Source organism: Allopusillimonas soli (assembly GCF_004153445.1).
Classification (GTDB): Bacteria; Pseudomonadota; Gammaproteobacteria; order Burkholderiales; family Burkholderiaceae_B; genus Allopusillimonas; species Allopusillimonas soli.
This window is the reverse complement of the sequence record NZ_SDQC01000009.1, coordinates 26,501-44,227: the sequence shown is the minus strand read 5'-3', so window position 1 is coordinate 44,227 and position 17,727 is coordinate 26,501. Positions and strand designations below refer to the sequence as shown.

General features: G+C 61.0%; 17 protein-coding genes. 3 read left to right on the top strand and 14 right to left on the bottom strand.

Going from position 1 to position 17,727, the window contains the following annotated elements; translation table 11 throughout:
- The 6 genes from kdsA to ERD78_RS19135 all read right to left on the bottom strand — a co-directional run bounded on the left by kdsA (position 1) and on the right by ERD78_RS19135 (position 6,369).
- Positions 1–846 (bottom strand): 3-deoxy-8-phosphooctulonate synthase, encoded by an 846-nt coding sequence (gene kdsA, locus ERD78_RS19160; RefSeq protein WP_129971508.1) that lies wholly within the window; start codon positions 844–846, stop codon positions 1–3.
- Positions 847–865: 19 nt separating this feature from the next.
- Positions 866–2,530: a CTP synthase gene (locus ERD78_RS19155; protein ID WP_129971507.1), complete on the bottom strand. Its 1,665-nt coding sequence runs from the start codon at positions 2,528–2,530 to the stop codon at positions 866–868.
- A 109-nt stretch (positions 2,531–2,639) separates the two neighbouring features.
- Positions 2,640–4,439 carry an aminopeptidase P family protein gene (locus tag ERD78_RS19150; RefSeq protein WP_129971506.1) on the bottom strand — a complete coding sequence of 600 codons (1,800 nt, stop codon included), beginning with the start codon at positions 4,437–4,439 and terminating at the stop codon, positions 2,640–2,642.
- A 5-nt stretch (positions 4,440–4,444) separates the two neighbouring features.
- The gene (locus ERD78_RS19145) at positions 4,445–5,098 is read right to left on the bottom strand and encodes a CoA transferase subunit B (RefSeq protein ID WP_129971505.1); all 654 of its coding nucleotides are present in this window, start codon (positions 5,096–5,098) and stop codon (positions 4,445–4,447) included.
- 3 nt (positions 5,099–5,101) lie between these two features.
- A complete protein-coding gene (locus tag ERD78_RS19140) occupies positions 5,102–5,809 on the bottom strand; it encodes a CoA transferase subunit A (protein WP_129971504.1) in 708 nt (235 codons plus the stop codon).
- Between the two features lie 98 nt (positions 5,810–5,907).
- Complete coding sequence (locus ERD78_RS19135) at positions 5,908–6,369, bottom strand: acyl-CoA thioesterase (RefSeq protein WP_167668998.1); 462 nt, start codon at positions 6,367–6,369, stop codon at positions 5,908–5,910.
- Between the two features lie 148 nt (positions 6,370–6,517).
- Here ERD78_RS19135 and ERD78_RS19130 point away from each other — a divergent pair, with 148 nt between their 5' ends.
- Together ERD78_RS19130 and ERD78_RS19125 are read left to right on the top strand one after the other, a co-directional pair.
- Positions 6,518–8,164 carry an electron transfer flavoprotein-ubiquinone oxidoreductase gene (locus ERD78_RS19130; RefSeq protein ID WP_167668997.1) on the top strand — a complete coding sequence of 549 codons (1,647 nt, stop codon included), beginning with the start codon at positions 6,518–6,520 and terminating at the stop codon, positions 8,162–8,164.
- A gap of 83 nt (positions 8,165–8,247) precedes the next feature.
- A complete protein-coding gene (locus tag ERD78_RS19125) occupies positions 8,248–9,420 on the top strand; it encodes a metallophosphoesterase (protein WP_129971502.1) in 1,173 nt (390 codons plus the stop codon).
- Here ERD78_RS19125 and ERD78_RS19840 read toward each other — a convergent pair whose 3' ends face one another.
- The 5 genes from ERD78_RS19840 to rpsO all read right to left on the bottom strand — a co-directional run bounded on the left by ERD78_RS19840 (position 9,421) and on the right by rpsO (position 14,531).
- Positions 9,421–9,588, bottom strand: coding sequence for a hypothetical protein (locus tag ERD78_RS19840; protein WP_167668996.1), 168 nt, complete (start codon positions 9,586–9,588; stop codon positions 9,421–9,423). It abuts the gene before it with no gap.
- Positions 9,589–9,598: 10 nt separating this feature from the next.
- Positions 9,599–10,684, bottom strand: a complete 1,086-nt coding sequence (locus tag ERD78_RS19120) for a YeeE/YedE thiosulfate transporter family protein (RefSeq protein WP_129971501.1) — start codon at positions 10,682–10,684, stop codon at positions 9,599–9,601.
- Between the two features lie 100 nt (positions 10,685–10,784).
- Positions 10,785–11,738 (bottom strand): sulfurtransferase, encoded by a 954-nt coding sequence (locus ERD78_RS19115; RefSeq protein ID WP_129971500.1) that lies wholly within the window; start codon positions 11,736–11,738, stop codon positions 10,785–10,787.
- A 286-nt stretch (positions 11,739–12,024) separates the two neighbouring features.
- Positions 12,025–14,172: a polyribonucleotide nucleotidyltransferase gene (pnp, locus tag ERD78_RS19110; RefSeq protein ID WP_129971499.1), complete on the bottom strand. Its 2,148-nt coding sequence runs from the start codon at positions 14,170–14,172 to the stop codon at positions 12,025–12,027.
- Between the two features lie 89 nt (positions 14,173–14,261).
- The gene (gene rpsO / locus ERD78_RS19105; RefSeq protein WP_129971498.1) at positions 14,262–14,531 is read right to left on the bottom strand and encodes a 30S ribosomal protein S15; all 270 of its coding nucleotides are present in this window, start codon (positions 14,529–14,531) and stop codon (positions 14,262–14,264) included.
- A gap of 177 nt (positions 14,532–14,708) precedes the next feature.
- Here rpsO and ERD78_RS19100 point away from each other — a divergent pair, with 177 nt between their 5' ends.
- Positions 14,709–15,236 (top strand): hypothetical protein, encoded by a 528-nt coding sequence (locus tag ERD78_RS19100; protein ID WP_129971497.1) that lies wholly within the window; start codon positions 14,709–14,711, stop codon positions 15,234–15,236.
- 47 nt (positions 15,237–15,283) lie between these two features.
- On the opposite strand, the gene pssA is transcribed toward ERD78_RS19100, so the two are convergent.
- From pssA to ERD78_RS19085, 3 genes are read right to left on the bottom strand one after another with little or no spacing between them, the layout of a single operon-like run.
- On the bottom strand, positions 15,284–16,171 hold the full coding sequence (gene pssA, locus ERD78_RS19095; protein ID WP_245152542.1) for a CDP-diacylglycerol--serine O-phosphatidyltransferase: 888 nt from the start codon (positions 16,169–16,171) through the stop codon (positions 15,284–15,286).
- Positions 16,172–16,175: 4 nt separating this feature from the next.
- On the bottom strand, positions 16,176–16,847 hold the full coding sequence (locus ERD78_RS19090) for a phosphatidylserine decarboxylase (protein ID WP_129971496.1): 672 nt from the start codon (positions 16,845–16,847) through the stop codon (positions 16,176–16,178).
- A gap of 50 nt (positions 16,848–16,897) precedes the next feature.
- Positions 16,898–17,725, bottom strand: a complete 828-nt coding sequence (locus ERD78_RS19085; protein WP_129971495.1) for a heme ABC transporter ATP-binding protein — start codon at positions 17,723–17,725, stop codon at positions 16,898–16,900.
- Positions 17,726–17,727: the final 2 nt, after the last annotated feature.

Sequence of the window (17,727 nt, the reverse complement as noted above, 5' to 3'; positions counted from 1 at the left end):
CTAGTTCTGCAGGATGCCGCTGGCTTTCACGCTGCGGTCTATTTCAAGCAGCGACGACAGCAGACGCCGCATGTCCGCCATACGGACCGCGTTCGGGCCATCGGAGAGCGCCTTATCGGGATCAGGATGGGTTTCCATGAAAAGGCCGGCCACGCCGACGGCCACGGCGGCGCGCGCCAGCACCGGGACGAATTCGCGCTGCCCCCCCGACGATGTGCCTTGCCCGCCCGGCAGTTGCACTGAATGCGTGGCATCGAAAACCACCGGGCATTGCGTCTCGCGCATGATGGCCAGCGACCGCATGTCGGATACCAGATTGTTGTAGCCGAACGACGCACCCCGTTCGCACACCATGATGTTGTTGCCATCTCCGCCGGCAGCCAGCGCCGCCGCCCTGGCCTTGGCGACGACCTGCGTCATGTCGTGAGGCGCCAGGAACTGGCCCTTCTTGATATTGACCGGCTTGAGCGTGGCCGCGCAGGCGTGGATGAAATCCGTCTGCCTGCACAAAAACGCGGGCGTCTGGAGCACATCGACCACGCTGGCGACTTCGGCCACCTGCTCAGTGGTATGCACATCGGTGAGCACCGGCACCCCAAGCTGCGAACGAATATCGGCCAGGATACGCAAGCCTTCTTCCTGGCCCGGCCCGCGGTAGGATTTGTCCGAACTGCGGTTGGCCTTGTCGAAAGAGCTTTTGTAGATGAAGGGAATGCCAAGTTCGCCGGTCAGCTCCTTGAGCGCACCCGCCGTTTCAAAGGCCAGTTCGCGCGACTCAATGACACAGGGGCCTGCAATCAGGAAAAACGGACGGGTCAGTCCGACGTCGAATCCGCATAGCTTCATGGCTGCTCCTTGGCCCTCATCAGGCCTGCGCGCGCTCGGTGGTCTCGCGCGCGGCCTTGTGCGCGATGGCTGCACGGATATAGCTGGTGAACAACGGGTGGCCATCGCGCGGGGTGGACGTGAACTCGGGATGGAACTGAACGCCCATGAACCAGGGATGATTGGGCAATTCCATGATCTCGGGCAGATTTTCAGTGGGCGTACGCGCGCTGATGACCAGACCGGCGTCCTCGAGGCGCGACACATAGACGTTATTGACTTCGTAGCGGTGGCGATGGCGCTCGTTCACCTGCGGCCCATAGACCTCGTAGGCGCGGGTGCCGCCCTTGACGGGACAGCGCTGCGCACCCTTGCGCATCGTGCCGCCCAGGTCGGAAGTGTGGTCGCGCTTTTCGATCTTGCCTTCGCGATCCTGCCACTCGGTGATAAGCGCCACCACGGGATGCGGCGCGGCCGGGTCGAACTCGGTGCTGTTGGCGCCGCCCAATCCCGCGACATTGCGCGCGAACTCGACAACGGCCAACTGCATGCCAAGGCAGATGCCCAGATAAGGCACGCCGTTTTCACGCGCATAGCGGATGGCCTTGATCTTGCCTTCGGTGCCGCGCTTGCCGAAGCCGCCAGGCACCAGGATGGCATCAAGACCCTTGAGACAGTCAGTGCCTTCCGCGTCGATCTGCTCCGAATCGAGGTATTCGATGGATACGTGCGAGCGAGTGTGAATGCCGGCATGCACCAGCGCCTCGCTGAGCGACTTGTACGACTCGGTCAGGTCTACATACTTGCCGACCATGCCGATGCGGACTTCGTGCTCGGGGTGCTCGATGGCGTCGACCAAGCGCTCCCACAGGGTAAGGTCCGCCGGCGGCGGCGTAAGGGCCAGGGCATCGCAAACCAGGTTGTCCAGCCCCTGGCGATGCAGCATTGCCGGAATCTGATAGATGGAGTCGGCATCCCAAACCGAAATGACCGCGTCCAGCGGCACATTGGAAAACAGCGAAATCTTTGCGCGCTCGTCGTCGGGCACGGGGCGGTCGGCGCGGCAAAGCAGCGCCGTCGGATAGATGCCGATCTCCCGCAGCTTCTGTACCGAGTGCTGCGTGGGCTTGGTTTTGAGTTCGCCCGCCGTGCCGATATAAGGCACCAGCGTCAGGTGCACAAAGGCCGAATTATTGCGTCCCAGCCGCAAGCTCATCTGGCGAATGGCCTCGAGAAAGGGAAGCGACTCGATATCGCCCACTGTACCGCCGATTTCCACGATGGCAATATCGGCTGCGCCATCCCACGCCGCCTTGGCGCCTCGGGCAATGAAATCCTGGATCTCGTTGGTGATGTGCGGAATGACCTGAACAGTCTTGCCCAGGTAGTCGCCGCGCCGTTCCTTGCGCAGGACCGACTCGTATATTTGCCCGGTAGTGAAGTTGTTGAACTTGTGCATCCGCGTGGACACGAAACGCTCGTAATGGCCCAAGTCCAGATCGGTTTCCGCACCGTCATCGGTAACGAAGACCTCGCCATGCTGGAAGGGACTCATGGTGCCCGGATCGACATTGATATAGGGATCCAGCTTGAGCATCGTGACCCGCAGGCCCCGCGATTCAAGTATGGCAGCCAGCGACGCAGCAGCTATGCCTTTACCCAGGGAGGACACGACGCCTCCCGTGACAAATACGTATTTGGTCATTTGAAACATGCCCGGGGCAACCGGGCAGCAGCGGGAAATTTGGATTATAGCCCGAGCTCAGGCAGCCATTGTGGTTACATAACGCGAGCTTTGTGGCTGCGCGGCCTTATCAGAGGGCAGCCGTGCGCGCATGCAGCCAATCGAGCGCCTCGCCGCGCACCAGAGGCGCAAGGCGCTCACGCACCTGCGCATGATAAGCGTTGAGCCAGTCGCACTCAGCCTGTGTGAGCAGCGCAGCGTCGATGCAGCGGGTGTCTATGGGGCACAAGGTCAGCGTCTCGAAACGGAGGAACTCGCCAAACTCGGTTTCCATCGCCGGCACGGTCAGCACCAGGTTCTCGATGCGTATGCCCCATCGGCCCGGCCGGTACAGGCCGGGCTCGTTGGAGGTAATCATGCCCGGCAGAAAAGCCATGTCCGGATTGACCTGGGCACGGTAGGAAATGGACTGGGGGCCCTCGTGGACATTCAGAAAATAGCCCACGCCATGGCCGGTTCCGTGGCCGTATTCGCCGCCGGCCTGCCAGATGGGGTTGCGGGCCAGAACATCCAGCATGGGCGCCGGGGTGCCGCGCGGAAAGACGGCGCAGGACAATGCGATCATGCCTTTGAGCACATAGGTGTAGTCGCGCTTCTGGGCCTCGCTGGGTGTGCCTATGGGTACCACGCGGGTGATGTCGGTCGTGCCGCCAAGATACTGTCCGCCCGAATCAATAAGCAGCAGGCCACTGCCTTCGATGACGGCATGCGCCTCGGGCGTGGCATGGTAGTGAGGCATGGCGCCATTGGCGTTATAGGCAGCGATGGTGCCAAAACTAGGCGTTACGAAGCCCGGCCTGCGCGCGCGCGCTGCGCAGATCTGCTCATCGACCGATATCTCGGTAATGCGCTCGCGCCCCAGATTGGCTTCCAGCCAGGCAAAGAACTCGCACAGCGCCGCGCCATCCTGCGCCATGACGGCCCGCACATTATCGGCTTCCGCTGTGTTCTTGCGGGACTTCAACCGCTGGGAAGGGTTCAGTGATTCGATGATGCGCACATAGGCCGCTGCCGCCAGGGCACTGGCCGTGCAACGGTCGGGGTCGACCAGTAGTGCACTGTTTTCAGGCAGGCTGGCCAATACTCCCGGCGCATCTTCATAATCGAGCACCTGGACGCCTTCGCTGCCGAGCTGTTCGCGCAGGGCGTCGCCGATCTTGCCAGGCGCCACGAACAATCGGGCCTCATCCGCTCCGATCAGTGCGTGGGCCAGAAAAACAGGGTTGTACGAGACATCACTGCCGCGCAGATTGAACAGCCAGGCGATGTCGTCCAGTGAGGATAGCCAGTGCCAATCGGCGCCCTGTTCACGCATCCCGGCGCGCACCCCCGCCAGGTTCTCCGCACGCGTGCGGCAGGCATGCGGCGGAAGATGCTCGTACACTGGCTTGCAAGGCAAGGCGGGGCGGTTCCGCCAGACATCAGCCAGGACATCCTGATCTGTAACCAGGGCGATATCGTGTGCGCGCAGGGCATTCTGCCACTGCCTGTGTGCGGACAGCGACAGGGTGCGCGCGTCGATGCAGACACGCCCGCCTTTGACAAGCGTCTCACCCGCCCAGGCACTGGGCCCGGGCACGTCAAGCGCGCCGGCGCGCATGACAGCGATGCCGGTGCCCGCCAGCTCGCCTTCGGCCTGTTCCCAATAGCGGCTGTCGGTCCAGAGTGCGGCCTGGCTGGCGGTCACCACCAGCGTGCCAGCCGATCCTTCGAAGCCGCTAAGCCAGGCGCGGCCCTGCCAATGATCCGGCAGGTACTCCGACAGGTGCGGGTCCGCCGTAAGAAACACGCAAGCGTCGAGCTGACGCTGTGCCATGGCGGCCCGCAATGCAGACAGACGTGCGGCGATGGTGCTGGCTGGCGTGGCCATGGATTTCAGCTTACCGCGGAAACATCGAGCCGGGCCGGCGTCTTGGCCTTGATTTCATCAACGGTGACGCCTGGTGCGAGCTCGATGAGCTTCAGGCCGTTCTCGCCCACCTCCATGACACCCAGATCGGTGATGATGAGATCCACCACACCCACGCCGGTCAGAGGCAGCGTGCACTCGGGCAGCAGCTTGAAATCTTCGGTGCCGTCTTTTTTCTTGGCCACGTGGTCCATGAGAATGACCACACGTCCCACACCGGCGACCAGATCCATTGCGCCGCCCATGCCTTTGATCATCTTGCCCGGGATCATCCAGTTGGCCAGATCGCCCTTTTCGGATACCTGCATCGCCCCAAGAATGGCGAGGTTGATCTTGCCTCCGCGTATCATCGCAAAGGAGTCCGCCGAGGCGAAAATGGAAGAGCCTGGCAGCGTCGTCACCGTCTGTTTGCCGGCGTTGATAAGATCGGCATCGATTTCATCGTCGGTCGGGAAAGGCCCGATACCCAGCAAGCCGTTTTCGGATTGCAGCCATACTTCGACACCAGGCGGCACATGATTGGCAACCAGTGTCGGCATGCCTATGCCCAGGTTCACATAAAAACCGTCCTGCAGTTCGCGCGCTGCGCGCGCTGCCATTTGTTCACGATCCCATGCCATGATTCAAGCTCCTTGCGCGTTGCGTACAGTACGTTTCTCGATGCGTTTCTCCGGACTGGCGTTGAGCACGATGCGGTGCACGTAGATGCCCGGCAGATGTACGTCGTCGGGATCGATCGCACCCAGCTCCACGATCTCTTCCACCTCGACCACGGTGATCTTCCCCGCCATGGCCACATTGGGATTGAAATTGCGTGCCGTCTTGCGAAACACCAGGTTGCCGCTGCGATCGGCCTTGTAGGCCTTGACGAGTGATACATCGGGAACGATGGCGCGCTCCATGACGAATTGCTCGCCATCGAACTCGCGGATTTCCTTGCCGTCCGATACCACCGTGCCCACGCCAGTGCGCGTATAGAAGGCGGGTATGCCGGCGCCGCCTGCGCGAAGCTTTTCAGCCAGTGTGCCTTGCGGGGTGAACTCAAGCTCCAGTTCGCCAGCCAGGAATTGACGCTCAAACTCTTTGTTCTCGCCCACATACGAGGCGATCATTTTCTTGATCTGACGCGTTGTCAGCAGCTGGCCCAGCCCAAAATCGTCCACGCCGGCATTGTTACTGACGCATGTGAGGTTCTGCACGTTGGAGTCGCGCAGCGCCGCGATCAGGGCTTCGGGAATGCCGCACAGGCCGAAGCCGCCCACGGCGATGGTCTGGCCGTCTGCGACGACGCCCTTGAGCGCTTCCGCAGCACTCGCATAGACTTTATCCATGACTGCTGTCCTTATTTCAATACTTTGAAGTTATGGCGCTGTTCAACTGCCCCAGCGCCGCGTTTTGGGAAAATGACAAACTCATATCGGTGACGATTTTACGCTGCGGGCGATACCTCGGCAGGATTCACCGCCTTGGCCAGCCGCTCGAGCTCGCCTTCCAGCCACGGCATTGAGCGGCCGGTGGCAATGTCCACGCCGACAACCACGTAGTGCCCTTTCGCGTAGGCAACGCCAGGCTCGTCTTCGCGCTCGATGACGGCATCAAGCGCAAAACTGCTGCGTCCGACCCGTCGGATGATCTGCACCACCACCACGCTGCCCGGATAAACAAGAGGGCGCAGAAAATCGCATGACGTGTGCGCCAGTACAAAGCCGCGGCGCGTGCGATCGACTGCCTGTGCGTTATCGAGCATGCGCATGCGGGCCTCTTCGAAGAAGCGGAAGTAAACGGCGTTGTTGACGTGGCGCATGGCATCCATGTCGCCCCATCGCAGGGGTATGCTGCACCGGAAAACGGCATCCTGCAGCGCGGCAATGAGCGCCTCGTTGTTTTGCATTTGTCTTAACCTGTTGTTAACCCTTGGTTTTGCTGTCCAGTATACATTGGTGAATTCGCGGGAAAGCCTCATACTGCAATACAATCAAATGCTGTCCGTGCCCTGCGGGGGCCGCATCAAATTATATAAACCAGGAGATCGAAACGACATGGCTGAACGCGAATCGATGGAGTACGATGTCGTCGTGGTAGGCGGAGGGCCTGCTGGCCTGGCAGCTGCCATACGGCTCAAGCAATTGGCTGCCCAGCACGAGCACGAAGTCAGCGTGTGCGTGCTGGAAAAGGGGCCGGAAATTGGCGCGCATATCCTGTCTGGCGCCGTCATGGATCCCCAGGCGCTTGCAGAGCTCATTCCAGACTGGAAGGAGAAAGGTGCACCGCTTGATACCGCCGTCACCGAAGACAAGTTCCTTTTTCTCTCCGAAAAGGGTGCGCGCGGTACCCCAGGCTGGATGCTGCCCGACTGCTTCCGGAATCATGGCAACTATATCGTGCGCCTGGGCTATGTTACGCGTTGGCTCGGCGAGCAGGCCGAAGCGCTGGGCGTGGATATTTTCCCCGGCTTCGCTGCGGTGGAAGTGCTATACACCGACAGCGGCGCGGTAAAGGGCGTCGCCACAGGCGACATGGGGATTGCACGCGACGGCAGCCACACCGATGCCTACCAGCCCGGCATGGAGTTGCACGCGCGATACACCATCTTTGCCGAAGGCTCGCGCGGCCAGCTTGGCCGCGAGCTCATTGCCCGCTACAAGCTCGACGCCGACTGTGATCCGCAAAGCTACGGCATCGGCATCAAGGAATTGTGGGAAGTCGACCCATCTCAAAGCAAGCCCGGTCTGGTCGTGCATACCGCCGGCTGGCCGCTGGACTCCGACACCTATGGCGGGTCCTTCCTGTATCACCTCAACGACAACCTGGTTGCAGTGGGCATGGTCGTTGGACTCGACTACGCCAACCCATGGCTTTCGCCCTTTGAGGAGTTCCAGCGCTACAAAACCCACCCCGCCATTCGGCCCACCTTCGAAGGTGGCAAACGCATTTCCTATGGCGCACGGGCACTGACCGCGGGCGGACTCACCTGCCTGCCTAAGGTCGTCTTTCCGGGCGGCGCCCTTGTCGGCTGTGAAGCAGGCTTTCTGAATGCGTCGCGCATCAAAGGCAGCCACTCCGCCATCAAGACGGGCTCCATGGCCGCCGAGGCCGCATTCGAAGCGCTCAAGGCCGGACGCAGCCAGGACGAGCTTACCGCCTACCCTGCCCTGTTCAAGGATTCCTGGCTGCACGCCGAGCTGAACAAGGCCCGCAATTTCAAGCAATGGTTCAAAAAAGGCCGCACCATAGCCACGCTCATGACCGGCATAGAACAGTGGCTGCTCAAGGGCAAAATGCCCTGGACGCTGCATCACAGCAAGCCCGACCATGCCTGTCTTCAGCCTGCGGCCGACTGTCCCCGCATCGAATATCCCAAGCCGGACGGCAAGCTCACGTTCGACCGTCTCAGCTCGGTGTTCATTTCCAATACCAATCACGATGAAAACGAGCCCGTGCACCTTACGCTCAAAGACGCTTCGATACCGGTCGATGTCAACCTGGCCAAGTTTGGCGGACCCGAGGCCCGCTACTGTCCGGCAGGCGTCTATGAATTCGTGACGGATGACGACGGAAAAGACAGATTGCAGATCAATGCGCAGAACTGCGTACATTGCAAGACCTGCGACATCAAGGACCCTACGCAGAACATCGTTTGGGTGGCGCCCCAGGGCGGAGAAGGCCCGGTCTACAACGGCATGTAGGCCCGCGCATGGATGCCGCGCGTGGCATCCATGCCACCGCACCGCCAGGGCGGGCAAAGGCGAAGTGCTGTAAAACGTAGCCTATGACCCGTCTCTCATCCTTCCTGCGCCGCTTGCCCGTATTGTTGGCCCTGGTGCATCTATACACCGCCCTGCGCCTATGCCAGGCGGCATCCTTCCCCGCAACCCGCCTGGCCATTGCCGGCGGGCTTGTCTTGATATACGTGCTTATCCTCGCGGGTTTCAGCACCCGCCGCGCCGTGGGAAAGCGCCATGGCGATATGCTGGCGTGGGCAGGCTTTCTCTCCATGGGATTTTTTTCCTGGCTCTTTGTGCTGACAGTGCTGCGCGATGCGCTGCTCTTGGCCGTGGCCGGCGTCCGCCTGATCTGGCCCGGCTTCCCCGATGCCATGCTCGCATGGACGGACCTGCTCGGCTGGAGCGCCCTGGCCGTGGCCGTCATTTCATCAGCGGCAGTGCTGCTGGGCCTTTTCAACAGCCGGCGAATCGCGGGAATCACCCGGGTCGACATCCCCATCGTCGGGCTGCCCCGCGCGCTGCACGGCTATACCATTGCCCAACTCAGCGACATTCATGTGGGTCCCACCATCAAGCGCTCCTATGTCCAGGCCGTGGTCGACCGAACCAATGATCTGCGGCCCGATGTCATTGTCATAACCGGCGACATCATCGACGGCAGCGTGGCGCGCCTCGCCGCCGATGTGGCGCCGCTTGCACAATTGAAGGCGCCCCACGGCGTTCATCTGGTGACTGGAAACCACGAGTACTATTCCGGCGCCGACGAGTGGGTGCAGGCCTTCCGCGCAATGGGCCTGGCCGTGCTGATGAACGAGCACCGCGTGCTGCGCCGAGACGGCGCCAGTCTCGTGCTGGCGGGCGTCACCGACTATGGCGCCGGCGCCTTCGATAGAACGCAGCGCAGCGACCCCGCGGCGGCACTGGCAGGCGCGCCGCCCGAAGCCGCGCTCAGAATCCTGCTTGCCCACCAACCACGCAGTGCGCAGGCCGCCGAGGCTGCCGGCTTCGATCTGCAGCTGTCGGGCCACACCCATGGCGGCCAGTTCTGGCCCTGGGGGTATTTCGTACCTTTGCAGCAGCCTTTTGTTGCGGGTCTGAATTCGCTCGGTACGTTGAGAATCTACGTAAGCCGCGGAACGGGGTACTGGGGTCCGCCGATGCGCATAGGCGCGCGATCGGAAATCACACGGATACGACTGGTAGCAACGGACAACTGACTAGAACGTCGATGCGCAGTGCCCACCGGATGGCGCCTGCCCTGAGCCTATCGCGACCAGAGGTGGTTCGAGCCGATGATTGATGGGTTCGGATACAAACCAGTCCCATGTGAAGAAAGCGACAAGAACGATCCATAGGGCCAGAGAAAGTTTGGACTTCAGTTTCATGGCGCGTTCCCTAGAAGTTGAAGCGGCGGCGCACCCGCACACCTATCAGAGAGCCCATGAAGGCCATGGGCACCCATATCCAGCCGTGCAGGCTGCCCGTGGAAATGCCGCTGACCATGGCGCCGATATTGCAGCCAAAGGCAAGCCTGGAGCTATAGCCCAGCAAGAAGCCCGCCGCTATGCCCACCACCCACTGCGTGCCTGTCAATGACCTGGGCTCTGCGGCGCCCACCTTTCTTTTGGCGGCAATCCACAGCGCGCCGGCCAGAATACCTATATTGGTGATGGATGTGACGTCCAGAAACACCGACTGCGATAGCGTGCGCACATTGACGGGCTCGCTCCAGAATGCATTGGCGGTCGGATCGAATACACCCAGCGCCGTGGCCGCCTTGGCGCCCCAAAGACCGAACCCATACACAATGCCCCACGGCTGCCCGGCTATTATCAAGTTAAGCGCGGCCAGCACGGCCAGCAGCATGGCGCCAATGAATAATTTCTTGTTGAACCACGGAGCAATGCGATCAGACCATCGCAGCGCGGCCCAGCCAAGAGCGATCAATCCCAGCAGCGTGATGCCGAAGGCTTCCAGGAGTCCGAAGCGCGCGACCAGGCCTACCGGCGCAATGCTGCCCAGTTGCAGCCACTGCTCCAGCTGCGCCGAGCCCAGGAAGCTGCCTAACGCAAATATCGGCAGTATGCCCATGTTCAAGGGGATACCCAGGCCCGCCTTGTAAAGCGTGCCGGAGCCGCAGCCATCGGCCACCTGCATGGCCAGGCCAAAGACAAACGCACCTATCAGCAGGCTATAGCTCGGAGGCCCGAGCGCGGCGCCGAGTTCGCCGGGGAACGCAGCCAGTAACGGCATGCACACTGCGGCAGCAAGGCCAAGCAGGAACAGCTGCGCCATCACGCCGCTTGCATCGCGATTCTCGATCAGCAGCCTCCAGCCTGTAGTGAACCCGAAGCGGGCGCCTGCCAGCACTCCACCCAGGCCTATTCCCACCAGAAACAGCAGGGCCTGTCGCAGCGAAACCGCCCAGGCCAGGAAGAAAAAAAAGACGGCCATGGCGGCCGAGATCAAGCAGCGATTCATTCAGACATCCATGATTTCCGTGCGGGGAAAAACGAAGCAGGCCAAGTGCCGGCTGGCCGCACAACCGCGTGCCCGGCCGGCACTCCGCCCTCAAGCGGTGTCAGGATTTGCTGCCCAACAGCGACTTGAGCGTATCCAGGATTTGTTCGCCGCGCCCAGGTGTATTGTCCATGGGCAGCGCCTTCTCCGACTGGGTCCACTCAGCCAGCGACGCGGGATAAAGCCTGACATTCGGCTGCCCAACCACTTCTGACAATGCAAACCAGTCTGTGGAAGCCCAGTGACCGGTATTGCAAAAGGAAATGGTTTCTTCAGCGGGTTCGGAAAAACGCTCGCTGGCGATTTTTCTGGCCTCCTCCTGCGATACAAAAATCGACGTACCCGGCTTGAACCATGAATCGTGCGCAAGATTCACCGCGTTGCGGATGGTGCCGGGCACTTTGGCGGTGGGTGCCTTGGCCTGGCCTTCGAAGAACTTGGCGGGCCGTGCGTCGACCAACCTGACGCTGGGGTTGTCCACCTGCGCAAGCACGTCGTTCTTAAGCGCGACCAAATTTTTGTTCAACGTGGGTTTGTACTGGCTGGGCTGAACGACGGGTACGGCCTGGTCTTGCGGCAACCCCGCATCCACCCAGGCTTTCACACCGCCATTGAGAATGGAAAGATTACTCATGCCCAGGTACTTGAGCGTCCAGTAAACCCGTGCCGATCCGCCAAAATCTGTGGCGTTTGCGCCCGACGATACAACTATCGCATGTGTGTTGGCACTCAGACCCAGGCTACGTGCAAGCGCCGTGAACTTCTCGACAGGCAACAATTGCCCGGGACTGTTGGCCGGGCCCCGCCATTGCGAATACGGTGCCGAGACCGCGCCCGGAATGTGACTTGCGCTGTAGTCGGCCGCGGGCCGGATATCGATGATGCGCACCGACGCGTCATCGCGAACGGCATCAAGCTGGGCCGGCGTGAGCAGCGGCTGCACGCCGGCGTACGCCGCCATGCCCGGCAGCATTGTGGCAACCGCGATAGCGGCAATGGAAAAAAGAAATCTCATGGCAACACCGTAGCAAGCATTCAAATCAGGGTATGTACTCATTCTCTCATGCCGGATATATCTATCATTCGATTTTTTTATTATGTTTATATATAAAACACATATATCATCCAGGTCGCCGCCGTGCTGGCCCGGCTTGTTCGCCCACCGCGCCATACCGCACGCAAGCGCGCGCGGTATGTATGGCGAGGATTCTTGCAATCAATACGCAGACTGACAAAGAGCCACGGCAAGAAAAAGGGGAGCCATTGGCTCCCCTTGACAGGCTCAATGCTTATGTAGCGTATCAGGCATCCGATGCCGCTGCCGGGCCTTGCGGCCCACCCTGGGCTTCGATACCGCCGATAGCCTTCATGGACAGGCGCAGGCGGCCCTTGTCGTCGGCCTCGATGACCTTGATGCGCACAGTCTGGCCTACCTTCAGCACGTCATTGATATTGGCGATACGATAGTTGGCGATTTCAGAAATGTGCAGCAGGCCGTCGCGCCCGGGCAGAACCTGGACAATGGCACCAAAATCGAGCAGGCGCAGGACGGGGCCTTCGTACTCCTGCCCCACTTCTACATCAGCTGTCAGCTCCTTGATACGGCGCTCGGCCTCGCGGGCGCGGTCCAGATCGGCGCTGGAGATGGTAATGGTTCCATCGTCGCCAATGTCGATCTGCGTGCCGGTTTCCTCGGTAAGGGCGCGTATGGTTGCGCCACCCTTGCCGATGACGTCACGGATCTTCTCGGGGTTGATCTTCACCGTGAGCATGCGCGGCGCGAATTCGGACAACTCGGTGCGCGATCCGTCCAGGGATTCCTTCATCTTGCCCAGGATATGCAGGCGTCCTTCCTTGGCCTGAGCCAGGGCCACCTGCATGATTTCCTTGGTGATGCCCTGAATCTTGATATCCATTTGCAGGGCCGTGATGCCGTTGACGGTGCCCGCCACCTTGAAGTCCATGTCGCCCAGGTGATCTTCATCGCCCAGAATGTCGGTCAGTACGGCGAATTTCCCGCCGTCCTTGATGAGGCCCATGGCCACGCCTGCGACATGATCGCCAACGGGCACGCCAGCGTCCATCATGGCCAGTGAGCCGCCGCAAACCGAAGCCATGGATGAGGAGCCATTGGACTCGGTGATTTCCGACACCACGCGGATGGTGTACTGGAAGTCGGCCGGCTCGGGCAGCAAGGAAATCAGTGCACGCTTGGCAAGTCGGCCATGGCCGATCTCGCGGCGCTTGGGCGCACCGAAACGACCGGTTTCACCGGTGGCGAACGGAGGCATGTTGTAGTGCAGCATGAAGCGGTCGCGATGCTCGCCCATGATGGAATCGATGATCTGTTCATCCTGCTTCGTACCCAGCGTAGCCACAACCAGCGCCTGGGTCTCACCGCGCGTGAACAGCGCGCTGCCATGCGCACGCGGAAGAACGCCGAGCCTAATGCTGATGGGACGCACCGTACGGGTGTCGCGACCGTCGATACGGGGCTCGCCGTTCAGGATCTGGCCGCGCACGATCTGGGCCTCAAGGTCGAACAGTATGTTTTCGACTTCGACACTGTCGGGCGGATTGTCGCCTTTGGCGGCAGCATGATCGGCCAGGCGCGACTTGACGTCGGCATAGACAGTGCGCAGGCGGGCAGTGCGCTCCTGCTTTTGGCGAATCTGGTAGGCTTCCTTCAGCCCATCCAGCGCGGCAGCCGCCACGGCGGTGCTCAGCGCCTCGTTGCGGGCGGGCGGCGCCCAGTCCCACTCGGGCTTGCCCGCTTCGGCAACCAGGTCATGAATGGCATTGATGGCGGCCTGCATTTGCTCGTGGCCAAATACCACGCCGCCCAGCATGACGTCTTCGGGCAGTTGCTTGGCCTCGGACTCGACCATCAGCACGGCGCCCTCGGTACCAGCCACCACCAGGTCCATGGACGAGGACTTCAATTGCGTGGTCGTGGGGTTAAGCACGTACTGGCCATCGATATAGCCAACGCGCGCAGCGCCGATGGGCCCGTTGAACGGGATACCCGATATGGCCAGCGCCGCGGATGCGCCGATCATGGCCGGAATGTCGGGATCGACTTCGGGATTGACGGACACCGTATGGATGATGACCTGGACATCGTTGTAGAAGCCCTCGGGAAACAGAGGACGCAGAGGCCGGTCGATCAGGCGGCAGGTCAGCGTCTCTTTTTCAGAGGGCTTGCCTTCACGCTTGAAGAAACCGCCGGGAATGCGGCCGGCGGCATAGGTCTTCTCGACATAATCGACAGTCAGAGGAAAGAAATCTTGTCCGGGCCTAGGTGTTTTGGCTGCCACGACGGTGGCCAGAATGACGGTGTCATCGATCGTTACCAGCACGGCGCCCGAGGCCTGGCGAGCGATCTCGCCGGTTTCCAGAACAACCGTGTGCTGACCGTACTGAAACGATTTGCTCACTTTATTAAACATTGAGGAATATCCTTACAATAAAAAAACCGTGCACACCACGAAATGATCGCAGTGTCCACGGTTCCAGCGCGGGGAGTGAACCCCGGGTATCACTTACGCAGACCGAGCTTTTCGATGAGCGAACGGTATGAATCGGGATTGCGGCCCTTCAGGTAGTCAAGCAGCTTGCGGCGGCGGCTGACCATGCGCAGCAAGCCACGACGCGAATGGTGGTCTTTCATGTGTGCGCGGAAATGGCCGGTAAGTTCGTTGATGCGGGCTGTTAGCAGCGCCACCTGAACCTCTGGGGAGCCTGTGTCTCCCTGGGCGCGTTGATACTGTGCGACGATGTCGGACTTGTTGATGTCGGAAACGGACATTGAATGATCCTCTTTGACTGGCGCCAGGGCCGAGGCGCCCTGACGTGACGTGGTTAAAACAAACTACAATGATTGAATATTTCCCTGTACGGCTGATGGGTGCGAAAACAGACCCTGCGCGTCAGGAAAAGAAGCATTATACCGGAAAGCCACTGTTGTGGTCGGAGGCCCCTGTCAATGAAACCCAGTCCGCTCTCTCGTCTGGCCCGCACCTGTGCCTGCGCGGCACTGGCCAGCTTGCTTTCGGCCTGCGCCAATATGGCCGAAACACCGCCTGGCTCCGCCTTGTCCACTGTCGAAGCCAGGTTCGGGCAACCAGACCTCGGCTGCCCGGGCCCCGATGGCACAAAGCGCCTTGTCTGGACCCAGCAGCCGCTAGGCCAATACGCCTGGGGCACCCATGTCGATGCCAGCGGCAATATCGACCGCATAGAGCAGATCCTGACGGATCAGCACTTCAACGCGCTCGCCACCGGCACATGGACGCCCGAACAGGTGCGCTGCGAATTCGGGCCACCGGCCATTATCGATTCAGTCGGCCTGCCGTCAAACACAAAAATTGTCTGGAGCTACCGATACAAGCAGGCCGGCGTATGGAATTCATTGATGTATGTGTATTTCGGCACGGATGGAAAGCAGGTCACGCGATTTCACCCTGGCCCCGATCCCATGTTCGAGGATCACGATAATTTCTGGATCAATTAGCAGTCGGAACAGATCTGGCGCAAGCGCGCCCAGAACATGGCCTGCGACTAATGCGCGGGTGGAGGAGGCGGGGCGTGGCGGTCGGAGTGCCCACCCAACTCGGGTGATTGATAACTGCCCGGCGTGCCCAGTGACGGTTCCTCGGGTGTGGATTCCTCTTCAGCTGCGCTATGGCGCTTGCGCGTCAGTTCGCGGGCGCGCCGCCAGCGCCAGAACATGATGCCCCAGCCCGACAGTCCATAAACGACAAACAGGCCGAACAGCACTATGGGCGGATCGCTGGACACGAATACGAAGACCGCCACCACCACAAGAATGACCCAGAAAGGCACGCTGCGTCCGAGCGCAAAAGTCTTGCCACTGTAGAAGGGCGCGTTCGACACCATGCACACGCCGGCATAGACCGTGAAGACGAAGGCCAGCCATGTCAGCGCGGCAGGAGAGAAAAGCAGCTTGTTATCCACGGACAGCCACAGCAGGCCCGCCACGAGCGCGGCCGCAGCTGGGCTCGGGAGCCCCTGGAAGAACCGCTTGTCGACCACACCGATATTGATATTGAATCGGGCCAGGCGCAGCGCAGCCCCTACCACATAGATAAACGCGGCGAGCCAGCCCCATCTCCCGAGGTCCTGCAACGCCCACTCGTACATGACCAGCGCCGGTGCAATGCCGAACGACACCATGTCGGACATGGAGTCGTATTGCTCGCCGAAAGCGGATTGCGTGTTGGTAAGCCGCGCCACACGGCCATCCATGCCATCGAACACCATGGCCAGGAAAATGGCAATGGCGGCGATCTCGAAGCGCCCATTCATGGACTGGACGATGGCGTAGAAGCCCGCGAACAGATTGGCCGTGGTAAAGGCATTGGGCAGCAGGTAGATGCTGCGCCGGCGGCGCGTTTCGTCAGGAGACATGGCGTGATTGTCGTTCATGGGCCTACTCGCTGTTGCCAGGAACACCAGCGGGCAACTCAGCCAGCACTGTGCTGGTTGCCTGGACCTTGTCGCCGATGGCCACGCGGGGCCGCGATCCTGGCGGAAGATAGACATCGACACGCGACCCAAAGCGGATGAAGCCGTAACGCTGGCCTGCATAGAGCGTGTCGCCCGTATTGACATAGCATAGTATGCGCTTGGCCACGAGGCCAGCCACCTGCACGCAGGTAACGACATGCCCCTGCGCCGTCTGCAGAACCATGGCATTGCGCTCGTTTTCCAGAGAAGCCTTGTCCAGCGAAGCATTGAAGAACTGGCCGGCAAAATATGACATCGCGCTGACCGTGCCGTTGACCGGCGAACGATTGGAATGCACGTTGAATACATTCATGAACACGCTGACCTTGATCGCATCGCGTTCGGCGTATGGATCGCGTACCTCTTCGACCGCGACGATGCGGCCGTCGGCGGGCGCAATAACAATGTTTTCACCGTCGGGCGCGGTGCGTGCCGGATCGCGAAAGAACTGCAAGACAAATAATGACAGCAGCCAGAGCGGGATGGATGCCAGCCCCGACCAGAAGCTGACGAGTATCGACACTGCGACAATGCCGGCCAGAAAAGGCCAGCCCTCACGGGCGATAACAGGATGGGGATAGGGAGGTATATTCATCGTAAGACGAAGGATAACCGAAATAATGCCGCTTCCTGATCGAAACCTGCCTAGCCGAAGACGATCAGCGGCTTGCCGGGGCGCAAGGGATGATCCATCACATGCACGTCCAGGCCATATACCCGACGCAGGTTCTCCGGCGTCAGCACTGTACTCGGATCAGCACAGGCAAATACCGTGCCATCCGCCAGCAGCGCAATGCGATCGCTCCAGAGTGCAGCCAGGTTCACGTCATGCAGAATGAGCAGGACGCCCAGGCCTTGGCTGGCGGCAAGCGACCGTGCGGCGCGCAGCAATCCATGCTGATGCATGGGATCGAGGCTGGCCGTGGGTTCGTCCAGCAGGAGGTAGCGGCCAGACGGGTCGCTGTCGCGCAGACACAGAACCTGCAGAATCACGCGCGCGAAATGCACGCGCTGCTGCTCTCCGCCTGACAGTTCAAGATAGCGCCGCTGCGCAAGATGGGATACATCGGCCAGTTCCAGTGCGCGGACAACCAATCCATGCGTGTCGGCCTGGCCGCACTCAGGAAAGGGGTAGGCGCCCATGGCCACGACCTCGCCCACATCGAAATCAAAGGACAGTTCGGGCCGCTGCGGCAGCACTGCCCGGGCACGCGCCTGTTCGCCGGCATGCAGGCTGCTCAGCGCCCTGCCGTTGAGAAAAGGTGGGCCGGTCGATGCGTCTGGCTGCAGCTCGCCGGCCAGCAAGGCAAGCAGCGTGGATTTGCCCGCGCCGTTCGCTCCCAGAAGGCTGACGACCTCTCCGGGCTGGATGCGCAGCGTAGCCTGCCTGAGTATGGCTCGCGCTGCGCGATGTGCCGACACAGTCAGCGCACCAATGGCGTCGTCAGCGGGAATATCGAAAGTCTTGCTCATGG

Coding starts and splice junctions, on each gene's coding strand:
- kdsA (WP_129971508.1), bottom strand. CDS start 846: ATGAAGCTATGCGGATTCGACGTCGGACTGACCCGTCCGTTTTTCCTG.
- ERD78_RS19155 (WP_129971507.1), bottom strand. CDS start 2,530: ATGACCAAATACGTATTTGTCACGGGAGGCGTCGTGTCCTCCCTGGGT.
- ERD78_RS19150 (WP_129971506.1), bottom strand. CDS start 4,439: ATGGCCACGCCAGCCAGCACCATCGCCGCACGTCTGTCTGCATTGCGG.
- ERD78_RS19145 (WP_129971505.1), bottom strand. CDS start 5,098: ATGGCATGGGATCGTGAACAAATGGCAGCGCGCGCAGCGCGCGAACTG.
- ERD78_RS19140 (WP_129971504.1), bottom strand. CDS start 5,809: ATGGATAAAGTCTATGCGAGTGCTGCGGAAGCGCTCAAGGGCGTCGTC.
- ERD78_RS19135 (WP_167668998.1), bottom strand. CDS start 6,369: ATGCAAAACAACGAGGCGCTCATTGCCGCGCTGCAGGATGCCGTTTTC.
- ERD78_RS19130 (WP_167668997.1), top strand. CDS start 6,518: ATGGCTGAACGCGAATCGATGGAGTACGATGTCGTCGTGGTAGGCGGA.
- ERD78_RS19125 (WP_129971502.1), top strand. CDS start 8,248: ATGACCCGTCTCTCATCCTTCCTGCGCCGCTTGCCCGTATTGTTGGCC.
- ERD78_RS19840 (WP_167668996.1), bottom strand. CDS start 9,588: ATGAAACTGAAGTCCAAACTTTCTCTGGCCCTATGGATCGTTCTTGTC.
- ERD78_RS19120 (WP_129971501.1), bottom strand. CDS start 10,684: ATGAATCGCTGCTTGATCTCGGCCGCCATGGCCGTCTTTTTTTTCTTC.
- ERD78_RS19115 (WP_129971500.1), bottom strand. CDS start 11,738: ATGAGATTTCTTTTTTCCATTGCCGCTATCGCGGTTGCCACAATGCTG.
- pnp (WP_129971499.1), bottom strand. CDS start 14,172: ATGTTTAATAAAGTGAGCAAATCGTTTCAGTACGGTCAGCACACGGTT.
- rpsO (WP_129971498.1), bottom strand. CDS start 14,531: ATGTCCGTTTCCGACATCAACAAGTCCGACATCGTCGCACAGTATCAA.
- ERD78_RS19100 (WP_129971497.1), top strand. CDS start 14,709: ATGAAACCCAGTCCGCTCTCTCGTCTGGCCCGCACCTGTGCCTGCGCG.
- pssA (WP_245152542.1), bottom strand. CDS start 16,171: ATGAACGACAATCACGCCATGTCTCCTGACGAAACGCGCCGCCGGCGC.
- ERD78_RS19090 (WP_129971496.1), bottom strand. CDS start 16,847: ATGAATATACCTCCCTATCCCCATCCTGTTATCGCCCGTGAGGGCTGG.
- ERD78_RS19085 (WP_129971495.1), bottom strand. CDS start 17,725: ATGAGCAAGACTTTCGATATTCCCGCTGACGACGCCATTGGTGCGCTG.